The 16,391-nt window shown below is 63.0% G+C and carries 24 protein-coding genes and 2 pseudogenes; 12 read left to right on the forward strand and 14 right to left on the reverse strand.

Annotation, left to right across the window (positions count from 1 at the left end):
* The 5 genes from ACED67_RS10350 to ACED67_RS10370 all read right to left on the reverse strand — a co-directional run.
* Positions 1-467: hypothetical protein (locus ACED67_RS10350; RefSeq protein ID WP_395541526.1), on the reverse strand; the 467-nt coding region annotated here is incomplete at its 3' end.
* A complete protein-coding gene (locus ACED67_RS10355) occupies positions 467-868 on the reverse strand; it encodes a hypothetical protein (protein ID WP_395541527.1) in 402 nt (133 codons plus the stop codon). The genes ACED67_RS10350 and ACED67_RS10355, both read right to left, overlap by 1 nt.
* 133 nt (positions 869-1,001) lie before the next feature.
* Positions 1,002-1,229 (reverse strand): hypothetical protein, encoded by a 228-nt coding sequence (locus ACED67_RS10360; RefSeq protein ID WP_395541528.1) that lies wholly within the window; start codon positions 1,227-1,229, stop codon positions 1,002-1,004.
* A complete protein-coding gene (locus tag ACED67_RS10365) occupies positions 1,226-1,570 on the reverse strand; it encodes a winged helix-turn-helix domain-containing protein (protein ID WP_395541529.1) in 345 nt (114 codons plus the stop codon). Before ACED67_RS10365 ends, ACED67_RS10360 begins: the two co-directional genes overlap by 4 nt.
* Positions 1,567-2,514 carry a C40 family peptidase gene (locus ACED67_RS10370; RefSeq protein ID WP_395541530.1) on the reverse strand — a complete coding sequence of 316 codons (948 nt, stop codon included), beginning with the start codon at positions 2,512-2,514 and terminating at the stop codon, positions 1,567-1,569. The genes ACED67_RS10365 and ACED67_RS10370 overlap by 4 nt, the downstream gene beginning before the upstream one ends.
* A gap of 126 nt (positions 2,515-2,640) precedes the next feature.
* Here ACED67_RS10370 and ACED67_RS10375 point away from each other — a divergent pair.
* Both ACED67_RS10375 and ACED67_RS10380 read left to right on the forward strand, forming a co-directional pair.
* Positions 2,641-2,811 (forward strand): annotated as a pseudogene (locus ACED67_RS10375) (type II toxin-antitoxin system HicA family toxin); the annotation flags it as partial.
* Positions 2,812-2,857: 46 nt separating this feature from the next.
* On the forward strand, positions 2,858-3,253 hold the full coding sequence (locus ACED67_RS10380) for a type II toxin-antitoxin system HicB family antitoxin (protein WP_395541531.1): 396 nt from the start codon (positions 2,858-2,860) through the stop codon (positions 3,251-3,253).
* Here the strand turns inward: ACED67_RS10380 and ACED67_RS10385 are convergent, their stop codons facing one another.
* The 8 genes from ACED67_RS10385 to ACED67_RS10420 are packed head-to-tail and all read right to left on the reverse strand — an operon-like array spanning position 3,254 to position 9,723.
* Positions 3,254-3,640: a hypothetical protein gene (locus ACED67_RS10385; RefSeq protein ID WP_395541532.1), complete on the reverse strand. Its 387-nt coding sequence runs from the start codon at positions 3,638-3,640 to the stop codon at positions 3,254-3,256.
* A complete protein-coding gene (locus ACED67_RS10390; RefSeq protein ID WP_395541533.1) occupies positions 3,640-4,161 on the reverse strand; it encodes a hypothetical protein in 522 nt (173 codons plus the stop codon). Before ACED67_RS10390 ends, ACED67_RS10385 begins: the two co-directional genes overlap by 1 nt.
* A gap of 9 nt (positions 4,162-4,170) precedes the next feature.
* Positions 4,171-4,956: a hypothetical protein gene (locus ACED67_RS10395; RefSeq protein ID WP_395541534.1), complete on the reverse strand. Its 786-nt coding sequence runs from the start codon at positions 4,954-4,956 to the stop codon at positions 4,171-4,173.
* Positions 4,957-4,968: 12 nt separating this feature from the next.
* Positions 4,969-6,009, reverse strand: coding sequence for a glycine-rich domain-containing protein (locus tag ACED67_RS10400; protein ID WP_395541535.1), 1,041 nt, complete (start codon positions 6,007-6,009; stop codon positions 4,969-4,971).
* A gap of 1 nt (position 6,010) precedes the next feature.
* Positions 6,011-8,644, reverse strand: a complete 2,634-nt coding sequence (locus tag ACED67_RS10405; RefSeq protein ID WP_395541536.1) for a phage tail protein — start codon at positions 8,642-8,644, stop codon at positions 6,011-6,013.
* Positions 8,641-9,039 carry a C40 family peptidase gene (locus ACED67_RS10410; RefSeq protein WP_395541537.1) on the reverse strand — a complete coding sequence of 133 codons (399 nt, stop codon included), beginning with the start codon at positions 9,037-9,039 and terminating at the stop codon, positions 8,641-8,643. Before ACED67_RS10410 ends, ACED67_RS10405 begins: the two co-directional genes overlap by 4 nt.
* Entirely contained in the window at positions 9,036-9,548 is a 513-nt protein-coding gene (locus ACED67_RS10415; RefSeq protein WP_395541538.1) for a DUF1833 family protein, read from the reverse strand. Before ACED67_RS10415 ends, ACED67_RS10410 begins: the two co-directional genes overlap by 4 nt.
* Positions 9,541-9,723, reverse strand: a complete 183-nt coding sequence (locus tag ACED67_RS10420; RefSeq protein WP_395541539.1) for a hypothetical protein — start codon at positions 9,721-9,723, stop codon at positions 9,541-9,543. The genes ACED67_RS10415 and ACED67_RS10420 overlap by 8 nt, the downstream gene beginning before the upstream one ends.
* Before the next feature lie 110 nt (positions 9,724-9,833).
* Here ACED67_RS10420 and ACED67_RS10425 point away from each other — a divergent pair, with 110 nt between their 5' ends.
* From ACED67_RS10425 to ACED67_RS10455, 7 genes are all read left to right on the forward strand, one after another.
* Entirely contained in the window at positions 9,834-10,118 is a 285-nt protein-coding gene (locus ACED67_RS10425; RefSeq protein ID WP_395541540.1) for a hypothetical protein, read from the forward strand.
* A gap of 562 nt (positions 10,119-10,680) precedes the next feature.
* Positions 10,681-11,028 carry a hypothetical protein gene (locus ACED67_RS10430; protein WP_395541541.1) on the forward strand — a complete coding sequence of 116 codons (348 nt, stop codon included), beginning with the start codon at positions 10,681-10,683 and terminating at the stop codon, positions 11,026-11,028.
* A gap of 345 nt (positions 11,029-11,373) precedes the next feature.
* The gene (locus tag ACED67_RS10435; RefSeq protein WP_395541542.1) at positions 11,374-11,658 is read left to right on the forward strand and encodes a hypothetical protein; all 285 of its coding nucleotides are present in this window, start codon (positions 11,374-11,376) and stop codon (positions 11,656-11,658) included.
* The gene (locus tag ACED67_RS10440; protein WP_395541543.1) at positions 11,655-11,828 is read left to right on the forward strand and encodes a hypothetical protein; all 174 of its coding nucleotides are present in this window, start codon (positions 11,655-11,657) and stop codon (positions 11,826-11,828) included. Before ACED67_RS10435 ends, ACED67_RS10440 begins: the two co-directional genes overlap by 4 nt.
* Entirely contained in the window at positions 11,809-12,231 is a 423-nt protein-coding gene (locus tag ACED67_RS10445) for a hypothetical protein (protein ID WP_395541544.1), read from the forward strand. The genes ACED67_RS10440 and ACED67_RS10445 overlap by 20 nt, the downstream gene beginning before the upstream one ends.
* Positions 12,228-12,728, forward strand: coding sequence for a hypothetical protein (locus ACED67_RS10450; RefSeq protein WP_395541545.1), 501 nt, complete (start codon positions 12,228-12,230; stop codon positions 12,726-12,728). Before ACED67_RS10445 ends, ACED67_RS10450 begins: the two co-directional genes overlap by 4 nt.
* A 430-nt stretch (positions 12,729-13,158) precedes the next feature.
* Complete coding sequence (locus tag ACED67_RS10455; protein WP_395541546.1) at positions 13,159-13,341, forward strand: hypothetical protein; 183 nt, start codon at positions 13,159-13,161, stop codon at positions 13,339-13,341.
* A gap of 20 nt (positions 13,342-13,361) precedes the next feature.
* On the opposite strand, the gene ACED67_RS10460 is transcribed toward ACED67_RS10455, so the two are convergent.
* Positions 13,362-13,610 carry a hypothetical protein gene (locus tag ACED67_RS10460; protein ID WP_395541547.1) on the reverse strand — a complete coding sequence of 83 codons (249 nt, stop codon included), beginning with the start codon at positions 13,608-13,610 and terminating at the stop codon, positions 13,362-13,364.
* A gap of 564 nt (positions 13,611-14,174) precedes the next feature.
* Here ACED67_RS10460 and ACED67_RS10465 point away from each other — a divergent pair.
* The 3 genes and pseudogenes from ACED67_RS10465 to ACED67_RS10475 form a co-directional block, all read left to right on the forward strand.
* Positions 14,175-14,519: pseudogene (locus tag ACED67_RS10465) on the forward strand (CHC2 zinc finger domain-containing protein); the annotation flags it as partial.
* Positions 14,517-15,275 (forward strand): hypothetical protein, encoded by a 759-nt coding sequence (locus ACED67_RS10470; protein WP_395541863.1) that lies wholly within the window; start codon positions 14,517-14,519, stop codon positions 15,273-15,275. The pseudogene ACED67_RS10465 and the gene ACED67_RS10470, both read left to right, overlap by 3 nt.
* A 182-nt stretch (positions 15,276-15,457) precedes the next feature.
* Entirely contained in the window at positions 15,458-16,132 is a 675-nt protein-coding gene (locus ACED67_RS10475; RefSeq protein ID WP_395541548.1) for a recombinase family protein, read from the forward strand.
* Positions 16,133-16,391 lie beyond the last annotated feature (259 nt).

The following is a 16,391-nucleotide window of genomic DNA, read 5'->3' on the forward strand; positions in this document are numbered from 1 at the left end:
AAGGCCGCGATCAGCGCGGCCAGCTCGGCCGAGGCGCGCAGCGGTGCAGCAAGGGCGCCGGGGATGAAGGCCGGGCGTTCGATGTGTTTGGTCTCGATGCCGTCCGTCGAATAGACCACCATGCCGATCAGCACCGAAGGCGGCAGGGTGACCAGATAGCCTGCCAGCCAGGCATTCCAGACTGCGGCGGCCTGCTCGACGCCCGCGGCCTTGACCTGGTAGTCGGCAATGGTCTCCGGGCCGCCCAGGCTCGCCATATGCGCCTCGGCCGCGACGGGCTGCTTGGCCGCCTCGGCGAAGGTCGCATAGGTCGTCTGTTTCGCCCGGCGCAGGCCGGTCTGGATGTCGTCGAGAGAAGACCACATCAGATCGCCCTGCGCATCGCGGACATAGCGCATGGCCTCGGCCGTCTGGAGCACCGCCGCGACGGCGGCGTCCATCACTGCGGGAAAGCGGGAAAGGCCCATCAGGCACCCCCAGCGGTGAGGCCGAAGCTGGTCAGGTTGAACTGCTGCGTCGCGACCAGCGCCGGGTTGTCGATGATCATGTCACCACCACCGCCGATGCCCGAGCAGCTGCCCTGGATGTGACAGGTGCCGCCCACCTTGATGCGGAAATGCCCCGCCGTGCCCGAGGCGTCGGCGCTGGCATCCTGCCAGATGCCCTGCATCGCTTTGGCGCCGGCCGCAGCCGCCGCCATCCAGTCGGCGGGCAGCGTGATGGTCGCGAGGACCGTGCCGGAATCGGCGGCGGCACAGTTGGCCGGGGCGGCACCCGTGCGGATTTCCAGCGTCACGCTGGTGCCGATCGCGGCCTCGATGGCGTCAAGCCAGGCGTTGCGCACGGCGGTCGAGAATTGGAAGGCCATGGATTGATCCTTTCAGGGTTGGTTGCAACCGGCATCGAGCCGGGAAATCAGGGTGCGGCCGGCCGCCATGCTGGCAGGGCCGCCGTCCGTTACCAGCGCGGCAGCGAGCCGCGCTCGATCGCCCGCCGTTGCATCACAGACCGCCGCGGGCTGCACGCTCGCGCAGCCAGGCAGCATCATCAGCGGCATCGCCGCGAGAAACAGGCGCATGGTCGATCCTCTCTCTGGTTTTGCGATAGGCGGCATCCTCGGCCGCGCGCTGGCGGGCGCGGGCCCGCCGCTGCCCGAGGTGGAAGGCCAGGGCCAGCGCCAGGAGCGCGGCGCCGGCGGCATAGAGCGTCCTGCGGAGGGCGCCCATCATTCCAGCCTCCAGCGATAGCCGATCGTATAGACCGCATCGATCTGGTTGAAATTCGGATCGACTTCCTCGAAGGCCCTGCGCGCACGTTTGACACAGGAATCGATGGTGCGGTTGGGATTGGCAGTGGCCTTGGTGACGATGGCAGCGAACAGCGCATCTCGCGACCGAATCAAGCCCGGGCGGCAGGCCAAGTGGTAGACCAGCAGCATAGGCGCTCGCGGAAGCTTGACCTTGACTCCGTCCCAAGTGGCCAGCCAGCGCGGAGCATCGATCTGTAATCTCCCAAGGGTCAGGGATTCGATCCGCCGCCCCCGCACGTCGATCATGATGAAGCCACTCATTTCGACAGGTCCGCGCCAGAGCGGGCCGCCTCGACCCGGGCCAGCCGGATGCGACGCGACAGGATCACCGCGCCGCCCAAAAGCGCCAGCACAAGGAGGGCGGGCCAATGATCGCGCAACAGCGCCGTCAGCACGGGCAGGATGCCGTTCGCCTGGTCGACCGCGTCCCGCACTGCGGGCAAGGCCGTGGTCACGGCCGCCGCGCCCGCCGCCACGTCGATCCCATCGCTGGCCTTGATCGTCTCGCTGCCGCGCTTGCGCAGATCATCGGCCGAGACATCGCGCTTGGGCTTGGGCTTCGCATCGACCAGCGCCGCCCAGGTGCGATTGCCCACGATTCCGTCCGCATCGAGAGAATGATCAGCCTGGAAGGCCAGCACCGCCCCGCGCGTCAGGTCACCGAAAATGCCGTCCTTCTTCCCGGCGAAATATCCGAGGCGCGCGAGCTGATCCTGCAAGTCCAGAACCATCGCACCGCGGTCGCCGTGGCGTATCGCCGCCCGGCCTGAAGCGGTCGAAGGATCGGCGCGACGGATCGCCAGGATCGACGCGGCGGGATAGAGCTTGTCCGAGACCTTGTTGCCCTGGTTGCCGCCCCGAACGATCACCCGATCGCCATTGAACCCCACCAGAAAGGCGACATGGCCCGAGGGCGGTGCGCCGCGCGGAAAGACCACGACGTCGCCGGGCATGGCCTCTGCCAGCGAAACCTTGCGGCCCCAGGTCGCATAGGACCGCGCCATGAGCGAGCCTGACGGCACCAGCCCGACCTCGGCCAGCACGGCACCCACGAAGGCCGCGCACCACGGGATATCATCCGTCATGCCCGGGTAGCCTGCGGCGGTGAAAAGCGCCTCCACCTCCGGGTTGGACTTCGCGCCGGGCCATTCGTCCAGACCGACATAGCGACCGGCCGCCTCAAGGATCTGTTCGTTCGGGTCCATCTGGACACCCCCATGAAAAAGCCCCGCGCGATGGCGGGGCGGATGGACGAAGTACACACTATAGTGTGTTTTCCTGTTGCACAGCTTGGCGTGAGTGTGTATAAAGATACTCAGAAAGGAGGAGCGATGGAGCTGGAAACCAACTCAAGAAAGCTCCTGAAGGTTCTGAAAGACGCAGGGTTCGAGGAAGTGTCCAAGCGCGGATCACACCTCAAGCTTCGGAAGGGAAACAGGACAGTTATCCTCCCCCACCCGAAGAAAGACCTGCCACTAGGAACCGTCAGGAACATCTACCAACAGGCCGGGCTTCTCCTGCCAACTCGCTGCCGCAAAGGATTTGCACATGCGTTTCTACACCGCCCTCGTCCATCAGGACGAAAACAGCGCCTATGGCCTGACCTTCCCGGATCTTCCCGGCTGCTTCGCCGCTGCCGACGATTGGGATGGCATTCCTGCCGCCGTGACCGAAGCCCTCGATCTGTGGTTCGAGGATGCCCAGGACGTGGCCCCCGCCTCTCTTGAACAGCTCCGCCAGCGCAGCGATATCACCGAAGCGCTGGCGGCCGGGGCGGTGCTGTTGCGCGTACCCTATGTCCCGGCCGATACAGCGGTTGAACGGGTCAACATCACGCTGGAGCGCGGCCTGCTGCACGCGATCGACACCACGGCCAAAGAACGTGGCATGACCCGGTCTTCCTTCCTCGCCATGGCGGCGCGGCATCAGTTGACCGGCGCCTGATCAGGGCTTCGGACCGGACCCAAACCTGAACGCGACATAAGCAGCGCCGACAATGCCGCCGAGCGCGGTCAGCAGACCGGCCATCTTGATGATCAGATGTGCCACCCTCTGGCCGCTTTCGATATCGATGGTGGCGCTGGCCATGCGGTCCAGCAGGCTCATCGTCTGGCCCGGCGATGTCTCCATCAACGCGCCGAACATCTTTTCAACCCGGTCGTGCGTTTCGCGGCGCAGGTCGCGATCGGCGTCGATCCGTCGATCCATCTCGATACGCGCCGCCCGGTCTGCCTCGATCTGACGCTGCAAGTCGTTGACCGCAATTGCCAGCCGATCGAACTCATCCCGGGTTACGCCGCGCCGCCTGACACGGGTCTGATCCTCCGGCATCAGACGGGCTCCATAATCGCGTCGATCTCTTCGGGTGATGCGGCAGACGCGATGGCCGCCTGCGTCGACAGGCGCAGCGCCTCGAGCTGGGCCGCAGCGGCTCGCCAGAGCGCCGCCATGTTGAGCCAGAGCTGCGCCAGCTGATCAGCATCTGGCGCCGTGATCCCGATCTCGGCGGCGAGGAGCGGATAGTCTGCAAGGTCCGGCGCGACAGCGTTCACCCAGGCCCGCGCCTCTGCCTCCTTGGCGAGATAGATCATGTCCTGGCCGGGCAGATCGGTGATCAACCGAACCCGCGCAGTCGCTATCGTCCCCGTCAGCCTGTCCATGGCCGCAACCCGCGCCTCAGCAAGGGCTGCAGCTGGATCTGCGGCAGGCGGGACGGCATTCCCGCCTTCGACGATCCAGCCTGGCCCGGCCATCTCGACCTCTGGCCAGCCCGCCGCCCAGTCGGGCACATTTTCCGGCTCGACCTCGATCACGTTGACGACGATGCCGTTTTCGACCTGCGCAAGTCTCATCATCCCACCTCAGAACCAGCGACCCTCGGCCGACGCGCGCCCCTGGACCGCTGTCGCGATGCTGAGCGGCGCCATGATCCGCACCGACGCCTGTGCAACGGTCACGCCAGAGATGACCTCCCAGCAGCGAGCATCATTGCAGTTCCCGGGTTTCACCACGGGCGGGGAGCCTGTGAGAAACGGCGCGGGGAATGTCCAGGTGATCGCGTCGGAGTAGAAGGTCGACCCGACGGCTGTCGTCACCCCCGTGGAAACGAGAAAGGGGCTTTGGCAGATCATCGTGCCATCGGAGAACTTCACATAGTCGCCGTTGGGGTTGCTTCCTCGGTCGATGACCAAGCGCGTGACCCTGAGCCAGTTGGCCGCATAGACCGCCGTCGATGGGCTGTTGACCAAGGCAAGCAGTGTGTCCCCGACCGTGAAGGCCTGTCCGCCAACCGTGCCCGCGACCGTCACGATGTACTGGTCGCCCGCAACCGCACCAGAAGGGAACGACCCCGAAGCCGCCGACCAGAGGCCCTTGATCCCTGCCTCCTGCAGCTTCTCCAGCACCTGGCCCGAAAGCGTCCGCAGACTGACCGCGCCAGTGTCGATCCGGGATTCCGTGACCCATCTGTTGGCCGTGATCCAGGGGATAAGATTGGTCTGAAGGAAGGCCTTCAGGCTCGCGAGGCTGATCTTCTTGTTGCCTCCGGCTGTCGCGCCAGCGCTGGCGTCAAGCACGGGCAGGAAATCAGCCTCAGCCAGACCGCTCGCGGTCAGTTCCTCGAACTCGCTCATCTTTCTGTCGGCCATGCCCCTGTCCCCTTAAATCCAGATCCGCATTTCACCACGGGCACCTGCTGCGTTTCGCCCGCCACCACCGCCCGGTGCCGAACCCGCGACCGCAGGAGCGCCGCCGTTGCCACCGTGGACGCTCGCGCCACCGACGCCGCCGCCAGTTCCCGCACCGCCGCCCCCACCTCTGATAGACGATCCGCCAGCGCCGCTCGATGAACCACCGCCACCGCCGCCATTGCTGTAGAGTGCGTTGCTGCCTGGGTTTGGTGACCCAACACCGCCCCCGCCGCCCCCCAGACCAGCAACAGTGAGATTGCCAGCCGCGCCTTCACCTCCGCCCCCACCACCATTGCCAGCGTTGCCCGCACCACCACCGTAGGCCGTCAGCAATGACCCGAACGAAGTGTTTCCGCCCGCCGTTCCTGTTGCCCCACTGGGCAAGCCACCAGCACCGATCGTCACCGCGACGCTCGACGGCAGGTCTCCCAGGCGGAACCGCTTGATGGTGTATGCGCCGCCTCCACCGCCGCCAGCACCAGCACCACTAGTTCCGCCACCCCCCGCGCCCCAGGCTTCAACAGTGACCATCGTGTCTGGGTCAAGTCCGCTGGGCTTGGTCCAAGTTCCGCTGGCAGTGAACAGCCAGTAGCGCGCCGGATCGGACGACGTGTCCGCCAGGCCGGTCAGAACGCGGAACTGCCCGCCGATATACTCGATCAGGCTCCGCGTTCCGGTGACCAGCATTCCGGCGACCAGCGCGGCGCCTGTCTCATCGCGGACCGAGACGGCCGCGCCGCCGTTGATCGCCAGGGTCACGGCGCCGGTATTCGTCGCCGCCCATGTGATCGTGAACTTCATGCCATCTGTCAGGCCCGCCGACAAAACCGGGTCCAGGGTCGCGGTGACGACGTTGCCGGTGCCACCGACACCCGTCAGCTTCAGCGCCGAATTGTCGTAGAGGTTCTTGATGTGTCTTGCGTATTGATCCCCCATGCCCTCGGGCTGCGACCCCGTGTTCTTCCACGGGACATCAACGGACGCGCCGTTGAACGTGTTCCGGTTCGTCATTTCAGCTCCAGAGTTGGGGGGCTTCGTCCACGGCCGTGATGGTCGCGGTGAATTGGCTGGCGGGCACGATCCCGGTCACGATCAGGCGCTTGAACTCCTGGGAGACAGGGCCGCAAACGACGAGCGTGTCTTCTTCGATCCCGTCGGGATCGATCCCCGGCGAAAAGGTCACGACATTGCCAGCGACCGCCGCGCCGAAATGCAGCGTCACGCCTGTGTCGCGCCGAATGCCGATCCCGACCTCAAGACCGGCGACCGACAGGTTGTCCTCGGCCGACAGATTCGCGATATCGTCCAGGAAGGGATAGTCATCGAGCGGCAGACTCTGGTCCAGCGTAAGCGCTGTGATCAGCCCGCCCGTGATGACCGCGCTGATGATGCGCGCGGCCCCAGACCATTCCGAAAAGGTGTTGTGCGCGACCCCGACAAGGCTGCCCTTGCGGCACATGATGCTCTCGGCTGCCGCATCCCAGCTGAAGAACGTCCCGCGGAACTCGGGCTGCGCCATGTCATAGCGCGCCTTGGCCCGCGCCTCCGCTTCAGTCACCAGGCCTTCATAGGTGACCTGTTCCATCTTTCCGCTGTCATCGGAAAAGCCGGGCCGGAAGACGCTGATCTGATGCAGTTCATAGTCCCGGCTGGCGTCCGGGAAGTTGACCCGGAAGCCGTCCGGCAGCGCAGGGAAGCCCCGGGTCCACTTGAAGTTGTTCATGTTGCGCGGTGTAAAGATCTGCATGACCGGATCGGCCGAGGTATCGCGGTCCATGATCACGCCCCAGGTGTCGGACATGTAGGGCCGGGCATAGCCGCAGGAGGAGACGATGCGGGCCGCGTCGTCGACCGTCTGGTCTTCCATGATGGCGTTGCAGCTGTAGCCCATGGTGATGCAGCGCTGGCGAAACGCGACCAGCCCGGCCTCATCGATCAGCGCCGCAGGAATCGGATCGGCATTCTCCGCCCCGGCGAAGATGTCGCGCAGATGCGGCGCCGGATTGCCGGTGACCGTCCAGGTCACCCAGGCAGCGCCATCCCAGTCCTTGACCCACCCACCGGCCAGGCAGGACACATTTTCGACCGCCCGATTGCGGGCGCGCACGGCAACAACAGCCAGGTCGCGCGATGGAAGCGGATGCTCGTTCCAGATGCTGGCCGAGCGCAGGATGTAGAGCGCATCTGCGACATTCTCGGTCGACATGGCGATCTCTGGCGTTGCGCCGCGGAACCCGAAGAAATCCCATACCGAACCGCCATAGGCATAGGTCGCGGGCGCATAGTCGGATTTCCGGAAGGAACAGCCGCGCACCATCTCGATCTCGTACCGGCCGATCGGGAAGACGGCGGGGTCAAGCCGCAGCTCAGCGGTATAGCGGTCCAGCGCGATCCGGCGCAGCCCAGTGCTGCCCAGGGTGTTGCTGTCCATATATTCGTCGCCGGACCCGGCATAGAAATAGCTGTTCGCCACATAGTCAGGCTGCGCCGGGACCGCACTCTGGCCCGGGCTGCGATAGCGCGCCTCTGCCCAGCCCTCACCGGTCGACGCGGCCGGCGCGATGCCGACATCCGACGTCCAGACCAGCTTGATCGTGCCGCGCATCTGGCCAATCCGCCCGCCCTGGAATTGCAGCTCGGGCAGGTTGATCCAGGTCGACGAGCCGACCTGGCGCAGGCGCAGCCGCACCGGCACCCGCAGACGCACATTGGCATTGGCGGTGTTGCCCAGGCCCTGCGGGAAGGCGATCTGGATCTGGTGTTCGTCGGGCCGGTCGCGCGTCGACATGAGCTGCGGCTGCGGCACGGCGAGAGCATAGCCACCTTCGACAGGTTCCAGCGTCTTGTTGTCGGCATCGCTCAGCACATGGCCGCGCAGTTCTGCCCGCAAGTTTTCGCTGCGCGCCTGGCGGGTCAGAAGATCGATCACCGGATCGCCCGGCCAGCCCTCGCGTACCTCGAACTGCACGTCCCGCATGCTGTCGATCGGCGCGGCGCCGACACGGATATTGCTGATCTGGTGGGGCCCGGCCAGGACATAGGCCGCCTCCACGATCTCATCCGGCCCGTCGAAATAGACGAATGGTTCCGAGGCGAGCGGCGGGAAAACCTTGCGCTGACCGATCACCCGCGGGATCGCCGCATTGACCTGCAGCACATTCCCCGAGGCCGAGGCATTGCCGGCATCATCATTCTTCTGCTGCTTGCGCGGCACGGGTGGCGCGATCAGCGAAGACAGCAGCATCGATCCCACCAGCGACACCCCGGCCGCCAGCGCATAGGCAGAAGCGGAGCCCGCCGAAAAACCCCAAGCGGCAGCCCAGCCCCCGCTGGCAATGCCCGCGGTCAGGATCGTCAGGCCGATGCTCGCGATCGTGGCGAGGATGTTCTTGCCGGAATCGTCGCCCCCGCCGCGCGGCGGATAGTGAAAGGTGATCTCGGTCACCGCAGGCGCGCGGGGCCTGACCAGGGGCCAACTTTCCCGCGGCACTTCAAAGCCGTTCAGGCAGATCACGCCATGGCTGTCGAAATCCCCGGGCAGGCCGGGCATCAGACGGCGCATCTCGGCAAGGTTCGCCCCGGCCTCCAGGTGACGTACGCGCGGGGTGAAACTGAAGGGTTCGCGGTAGGTCGCGGCTATTCTCAAGATGCGAGCCTCCGATAGCCCCTGATCCGGCCGGACAGGTACATGTGATTGACAGGCATGATCAGGGACCCGGTGGCTGGCTCGGTGTGCAGCACCTGCCCGCCTGCCAGAAAGACCCCGACATGCGAGGTGATGTCGCCGCCGCTGGTCGGCCGCATCAGGACAACGTCCAGCTCGGACGGGTCCTCGACCGCGCGCCAGCCGTCATCCTGGCCGCCGCGCATCGCCCGTGCCACGCGGACCAGGTCGCGGGCGCTGATCTCGCCATAGGATGGCAGATCGATGCCCAGGCGCGCCGCATAGACCGCGCGCACCAGCCCCCAGCAATCATATGCCGCTGGCCCCCGCCCTCCATCCACGAAGGGCATGCCGACGAACTCAGACGCCCAGCTCACCTGAACAGGCCCGGGCAGCGTGCTTGCGTGGCCCGGCGGCTGGGCCAGGGCTCTTGAGTGTAATCCCGCAGCATCAGCGTGCCGGTGATGTCCAGCGGCGTGCCGGTGACATCGATGAGGCTGAAGAAGCGGAAGCCGTACAGCACCGTCGGCACCGGGACGGTCGGCATGCGCGGCACAACGGACAGGTCGAAGTCGGCCGAGCTGCGGACCTCCAGGGCCAGCGAGGCGCGGCCGGTGATCGACAGCAGCGTGTTGCCGATGCGGCGATCGACATTCTGCACCCTGATCTGCGTCGTGGGCGGCGCTTCGTCGTCGTTCAGCAGCTTGAACTCGAAGGGGCAGCCCACATAGAGATCCGACCCCACCATGAAATCGATCGGGTCGCAGACCACCCTGATCGGTTCGGGCAGGGACGCATGATCGATGGTCAGGAAGGCGAGAAGGATATTGGGGCTGGCCGAAGCATTCAGGTCTGCCCGGACCGGCGCGGTGATATCCCTAGCCATTGAAGGCAAAGCCCTCGCTTTCCAGGATGCGGTCGGCCTGTTCCTGCAGCACGTCGTCGACGCCTTCCTGCAGCACATATGTCGGACCGAAGCTGCCCGCCCAGGACATCACCGTGAAGCTGATCGAGATGCCCCGGATGCCGCTGCCGCGCGGCGTCCTGCGCGACTTGCGCACGGTATAGGCTGGGTCTGCCTTGACGAATTTCCACGGGCTCAGAACCCGGGTGATCGGATGCGCCCATTTGAACGGATACCCTGACAGACCTTGGTCTTGATGACCGGGCCATGGACGAAGTCCGCAGACTCGTGCCCGATCAGGTTCGGAATCGCGACCTGAAAGCGGCTCTCGCGGACGGAAGCTCAGAGACGCACCAGACCATTGCGGCCATGTCGCCCGCCCGCCGGTTGTCACTGGGCAGGGAGCTTGAATCGCAGCGGCAGGCCGTCGAGTCTGCCCAGACCAAGCGCCAGATGACCGCCGAGGAAGAGGCGGCGGCGCTGAAGATGCTTCGCGGGATCAGCCACCCGGCCTCAAGACTCGCAATGGCGCGAGAGATTGGACTCGCGTGATGGATACACCTAAACCCGTTCTGTCCGTTGCCGAGATCGTCGCCATTTGTCGCCGTCTTTCAGGGTGTTGGCTGGACTCGTTCAAGTATAACTTCATCCGCAACAAGTGGGCTTTTGTGGCCCCCGATGGCGCTACCTACCCCATCAGCCAGAACGATCTACCAGCGGTCGCAGTGGAGCTAGGCGGCTGGCCTGAAAGTCGCGGGGTGGCGTCGTGAACCTACGCGAGATGGCTGAGAAAATCCGTGATGGTGGCGGGGCCGTGTCCAGATTCGTAGCCCGCCCGGACGCGTCTGGTAACTGTAGGACCGTCTGGCCCGGCGTGGTGATCAGCCAAGCCCAGTATTTCGAATTGCTCAGGCTCTGCCGCCCTATACCACAATCTAGCGCCATGCAGGCGCATGACCGGGCCGTGGGCCGCAATACCTAAGCCTGTGGGCCGCGCTGGTGGCCCATAGAGATCAGCGGCGGGGCCGCTGGTAGCGCCGGATAGGCGCAGTGCTCAAAGCACAGGCGGGCCGGTAACGGTCCGCCACCCCCTCCCAATGCAAGGAAGACCAAAATGGCCCAGAAGGCCAATTCTGACACCTATTCGACCGTGGAAGCGTCCGTTGTGGCGGAGCTTTCGGGTCTGCTTAAAGAGCATATCGCGCTGGCCACCTGTCCTTTGTTCATGGACGCGGACGACTGGCGCAAGGTCTGTTGCGGCCTGCCCCGGATCGCTCACCTTGTCGCGTTTGAATGCGGCTTCAAGCTGGACAAGACCGGGTACACATACGAACGCCGCGCGCCCCTCCCGCTGGGAAAGGAAGAGCGCGGAGTCGGGTTGAACACCCTTCGCGACAGGTTCGCGGCAATCATCCACGCGCTAGACCCGGCTGGCGTCCTATGGGCCATGGCCAAGGCATGAACCGCCGGGAACGCGAAGAACACCGCCAGAGAGAGGGCCGGAGATGGGCCAGAGCGATGGCAGTAAGGGCGACGTGGGACTCGTCAGACCATGACGAAGAGGCCATTCGGCTTGAAGCTGAAATAGCGGCTCTGGTGGCCGCCGGGGCGGTTGTTCGCTGCCCCGCCCGATGGGCCGATGGTGCCACACAGTCCAGCCTTTTCGACATTTAAGCTTCAAGCCGAAAGGCACCGGATAGAAGCCTAAAATTCAGCTTCAAGCCAAAAAAATCCTTTAAAATGAAGTACTTGACGAATCTCATCCGAGTGTGAGAGAGGATTCGGACAACCAACGAAAGGAGCGAAAATGGATTACGACGACATGAACGAAGCTCAGCACGAAGCCTTCTGGAACGAAGTCACGTGGGAGAATGCTGAGATTGCAGCCGCCAAGGTGGGCGGCATGCGTAGAGACGCTGCAATGAAACTGATTGAGGGCATACAGGACGGCTTTAAGCGTCTTGGGTTCGGTTCCGTGGGATGCCCCACCATCGCAATCTATGCCGAAGAGCTTGCCCGGTTGGCTCAGCTTCCGGAGCCAGCCCACAACGTCCAGTTGCTCGAAATGCCTTCCGAGGAGGCTGTAGCATGAACCCGATCGACCTCACCGCCCGCGAACGTGCAGAAACCGAAATCCTGACCCTCTCCGCCGAAATGGTGGAGAGGGCGGAGCAAGCTGCCTTCGACCACGTCGCCAAGCTGGCGCGGCGCGTTGCCGAGACGGCAGAGACGCTGACCACGCATGAAACTAACCCGGCTTGAACTGTCCCGCCTGCATGTGGCCTGTGCCAACGCTTTGGGCGTCGGGCAGGGACATGCAGAGGGCCGTGCCCCGCGTCAGCGGGCAGCGTTCGCGGAACTGGTGGGAACCTGCCCCCTCCTGTTGGCAGACGCCCTAGAGGCCTCGCTGGCGCTTGATGACCAACTCGACCCTCAGACGGCCCCGCATCGGTTCTCAGGTCGAGAGCTTGCCCGCACCTACGGCTCGCAAGACCTCGCCAGCTATGCCGCGAAACTGATCGGAGCGCGGTGGGAAGCCTTGCACTGGACCACGGCGGAACCCGGATGCGGCGCGACCTTAGTGAAGCTGCCGCCGGATTTCTGGCACGAATACCTGATTACCAAGGCCGAAATGGCCCGGCCCAAGAAAGAGAAGACTGAATGACTGACGCGACTGCCTTTGACATTGAAACGCCCTCCATAGACGATGGAACGCCCCTGCCTTCGCTAGGCAAGGTCCGCATGGGGAATGGCGCTGCGACCCTGCGAAAGCGGTTATCCGGTCGGGATATTGAGAACATCCGCAAGGCCAAAGGACTTGACGCGGAGGCTATCTCTACTCAACTGAACAAGCGCGATGTGGACGGGCGATTGCGCGTTGTCGCGCCCACTGATCGCGGCTTGGTCATGATCTTCGCTCACCTACATGTCGCCGGGGCGTCCACCATCGAACGCGCCCGTGTCAGCGAGGTCATCCGCAAAAACTGGCCCCAGTTCAACAGCAACGACTTGAAGGCAGCGCAGAACCTTGCCGAGTGCGAAATTGATGCCGCCCGCCGGTCGGCTGCCCGGAAAGACACGGAAACGAATGTCATCGATCTAAACGGCTTTGACGAACTGTGCGCCTACCCTTCGCGAGAGAGAAGGCGGCGGGTAGCGTGAGCTGGAAAGCCGCGCTGCCCCAAGTTTCTTGGCGACATGCCCCGGATGGGGCGGAATTTCAGTTCAGTTGTAGGGCGGATCAGTGCAGTTTTTCGCGAACTGCACTGGAACTGCACTGAACTTTCTCTTTCTACTCCAATACCTTAATTCGATTTAGTGCAGTAGTGCAGTTGATATGGCGACCATGCTCACAATAGAAATCACCCCCACCCCCTAGGGGGAGGGTCATTTTCCTATCCTCTGGAGGTGGCGAAACAACTGCACTACTGCACTGCGGGGCCATCTCGCCCAACAAAACAAGGGAAAAACGGCAGTGCAGTTGCGAGTGCAGTTGGCGAATAACTGCACTGACCGCTGACGCGGTCCAACCCTTGCCATCTGATATCCGGGCCACCATCTCCGTACAGTCCGACACATCGCGAGGATCAACATGCCCGGCAAGTTCTTTATCCAAGAGACGAACATTCGCAGGCCTGATGGGCAAGAAACGTCCTATTTCGACATTTACGCGCTTATCATGGTTGAAGGTCATGAGATGCCGCACACGAGTTCCGAGATCGGCTTCTCGACCCGTGAAGAGGCCGAAGCTTGGGTTGAGAAACACTCTGTTTGACTGCAGGGAGTCGGCCCGCGTCAGCGGGCCTTGTTCGCCTGCGACAGAACCGAACCGGCCAAGGCCTTGGTACGCGCGCCATACTTGGCACTCGAAAGGACCTGCGAAGCCCGGTCTTCCATCCGAGCGCCAGTCTGCCTGCCCGCCTTCGCTTGAGACAGCGCCGAGCCTGCTAGGCTCTTTGCAGTCGCCGATGCTTTCGGGTTCATGAGGGTCCTCGCGGCACGCGAAGCCATCTTGTCCGAGGTTTGCTTGATATTCCGTGCCATTTGAGAACTCCGTAGATTGCCCTACCACGAAATCTAGCAGATGTTCCCCTTTCGTCCAAACGGAATCCACAAGCTCTAGCTCACCCGCTTTCCGGGCTATCGCATGCCCCCGAGCAGCGCCACGAACCCCGCAACCCACGTCAAGACGACACACCAGCCGATAAGCTTGATCATGATGCCGCCCTGTCACCTTGCGCCCCGGTCATAGCAACGTAGACTGACGGACCTGTCAGGAAAAGCGATCCAATGTCTTCAGAAATGTACAAGGGTGTTGAGCTATCCAGTCGACACGAGCTAGCTCACGAGATCGCCAAGATGCGTGAGATCATAGACGGCTTAGGACCGCTTTCATCCCGAGTCGAAAGCATGTGGTGTGACTCCAAGGCCGGGTCGACCTACTCTGTCACCGTTCGAGATGGGAAGTGGCACGACGACTTGCGGCGGGCAATAGCCGATTCAGCGTTTGCAGCCGGTGGGCACAATGGCATCTATGTAGAAACTGATGGCGGACACGGACTCACTCTCGATCCCGATTGGCCGGGGGACCGGGAGGAAATTGAACTCATGGACGCTGTGGAAGAGGTGGAGGCCGCACGATTGAACCAGCCGCAAAAAGAGCTCATACCGAAGGGGTTCCTTGACCGCCTTCGGACCGCCATCCCACTTTCAGAAGTTGTTGGCCGGTCGACAAAGTGGGACCTTCGCAAGAGCAACATGTCAAAGGGCGACTACTGGGCCGCCTGTCCATTTCACGACGATACCGGTACGGGCTTCCACGTCGATGACCGAAAAGGATTCTACTACTGTTTTGGCTGCCACGCTAAGGGCGACATAGTGACGTTTGTGAAGGAAAGAGATAATGTTTCATTCATTCAGTCAGTTCGACGACTGGCCTTCATTGCTGGGATGGATCACGAATTGTTGCCCGCGACACCTGAACCACCGACCATTCTTCAGTTAAAGGACGTCATTGTAAGGACCTTCAGCAAGGAGAACTTCCTTGAAGTCGGCATTCTGACCGGATGGTCGAACTACATAAGGACGCACGACAGACTCCTGCGGAGTCTTAGCTGGAACGACCCCGACTACGCCGGAAACGTTCTAGAGATGCTGGGAGCAATGGAGTCGAAGAAGGACGGATCGTTGGAGAAGGTACAAGCCTACGTCTCAACAACTTTCCCCGAACAGGCGCACATCGTGACACAAACGGCTGCCTTCTCAGCTTCGAAGTCTGTTCTCGGCTATCAATACATCACACCCCGCAATGACATCATCGCGGTAATGATGCCCTTTCAGCCATCCTTTGGACCGGTGTACGAAGCCATCAAAGGAGCCTGTGCAGATACCCCCCTTCCCGCCAAGCGAGCGGATGAAGTGTGGACCCATTCCACCGTAATCAGCGACATTCTGGAATTGATTAATCACGCGGCTGTTGTCGTGTGCGACTTAACCGGACGTAATGAAAACGTCTTCTACGAGCTTGGTATTGCGCACGCGTGGAACAAGACAGTTATCCCCATCACCCAGAATGCCGGTGACGTCCCCTTCGATCTCCGCCACCATCGCTATCTGCAGTACCTGAATAACGGTGAAGGGCTGATCGCAATGCGCCGCGAGCTAAGCAAACGGTTGACGGGTCTGCTAGGTGCGTCTTACGAATTCTAACCCTGCAGGTCGCCCCGCATCGCCCAAGGTTGTCATTCCGGTGGGGGTGTTGCAGTACCCCAATGGTACGCGGGCCGCCCCTCGAAATCTCGCTTAACCCCTTGTTTAGACTCGCGAATCATGCTTGGGGCGTGTTACAAAGTGGCCTAGGGTCGCAAAGGCGACTGTGCAAAAGGGCCACTGTGAAGATCGTTTCCTACATCCGCGTATCGACCGACCGGCAGGGGCGCTCTGGCCTAGGCCTTGAGGCACAGAAGGCCGATATCGCCGCTTACGCGGCCCGGCAGAATGCCGCCATCACGGGCGCTTTTACCGAGGTGGAGTCGGGCCGGAACAATGACCGCCCCGAACTCGACAAGGCCCTTCGTCTGGCCCGTGTGACCGGGTCCAAGCTGGTGATAGCCAAGCTTGACCGACTGTCCCGGAACGCCGCTTTTCTCCTGTCTTTACAAGACTCTAACGTGGACTTCGTAGCCTGCGACATGCCGGAAGCGAACGCCCTGACAGTCGGTATCATGGCCGTCATTGCCGAGGCTGAGTCCCGGATGATCGGTGCTCGCACCCGTGCAGCTATGGGTGCGGCTAAGGCACGGGGGCGGACCTTTGGCAACCCGAACGGTGCCGCCGCCCTCAGAGCCGCAGGCAAGGGCAACAGCGCATCCTGTCTGGCCAAACAGCAAGCCGCGCTTGCGCGCGCCCATGACCTCTCAGACGTGCTGCAAGACGTCCAAGCCTCTGGGATCACGACGCTTTCTGGCATGGCAGAGGAACTGAACCGCCGTGGGATCAAGACGGCGCGGGGCGGGCGCTGGCACGCTAGCAGCGTATGCAACGTGCTGTCCCGGCTGGCAGGGTAAGGCCAAGCCCAACCCTAGGACAGTCAGGCGAGCGAGGAGCTATGGGCTGTGGTTAATGCCCGCGTTTGCGGGTGTCCGGCACAAAATATGGGTTGGGGACCCGTGACGGGGTTAGCGGTGGGGCCATCGAAAGCGGGCAGTAGCAGTCGAGAGTCGTTGCAGCAACTTTCCCCCTCCCACTATGCAACTTTCGGCTTCAAGCCGATTTTCCGCGTTGCTATAGTTGCTTTGTTAAGTATTTCTTGTCGTGGCCCCACCC

The organism is Neotabrizicola paludis (assembly GCF_044142105.1).
In the GTDB taxonomy this organism is placed as follows: Bacteria; Pseudomonadota; Alphaproteobacteria; order Rhodobacterales; family Rhodobacteraceae; genus Pseudogemmobacter.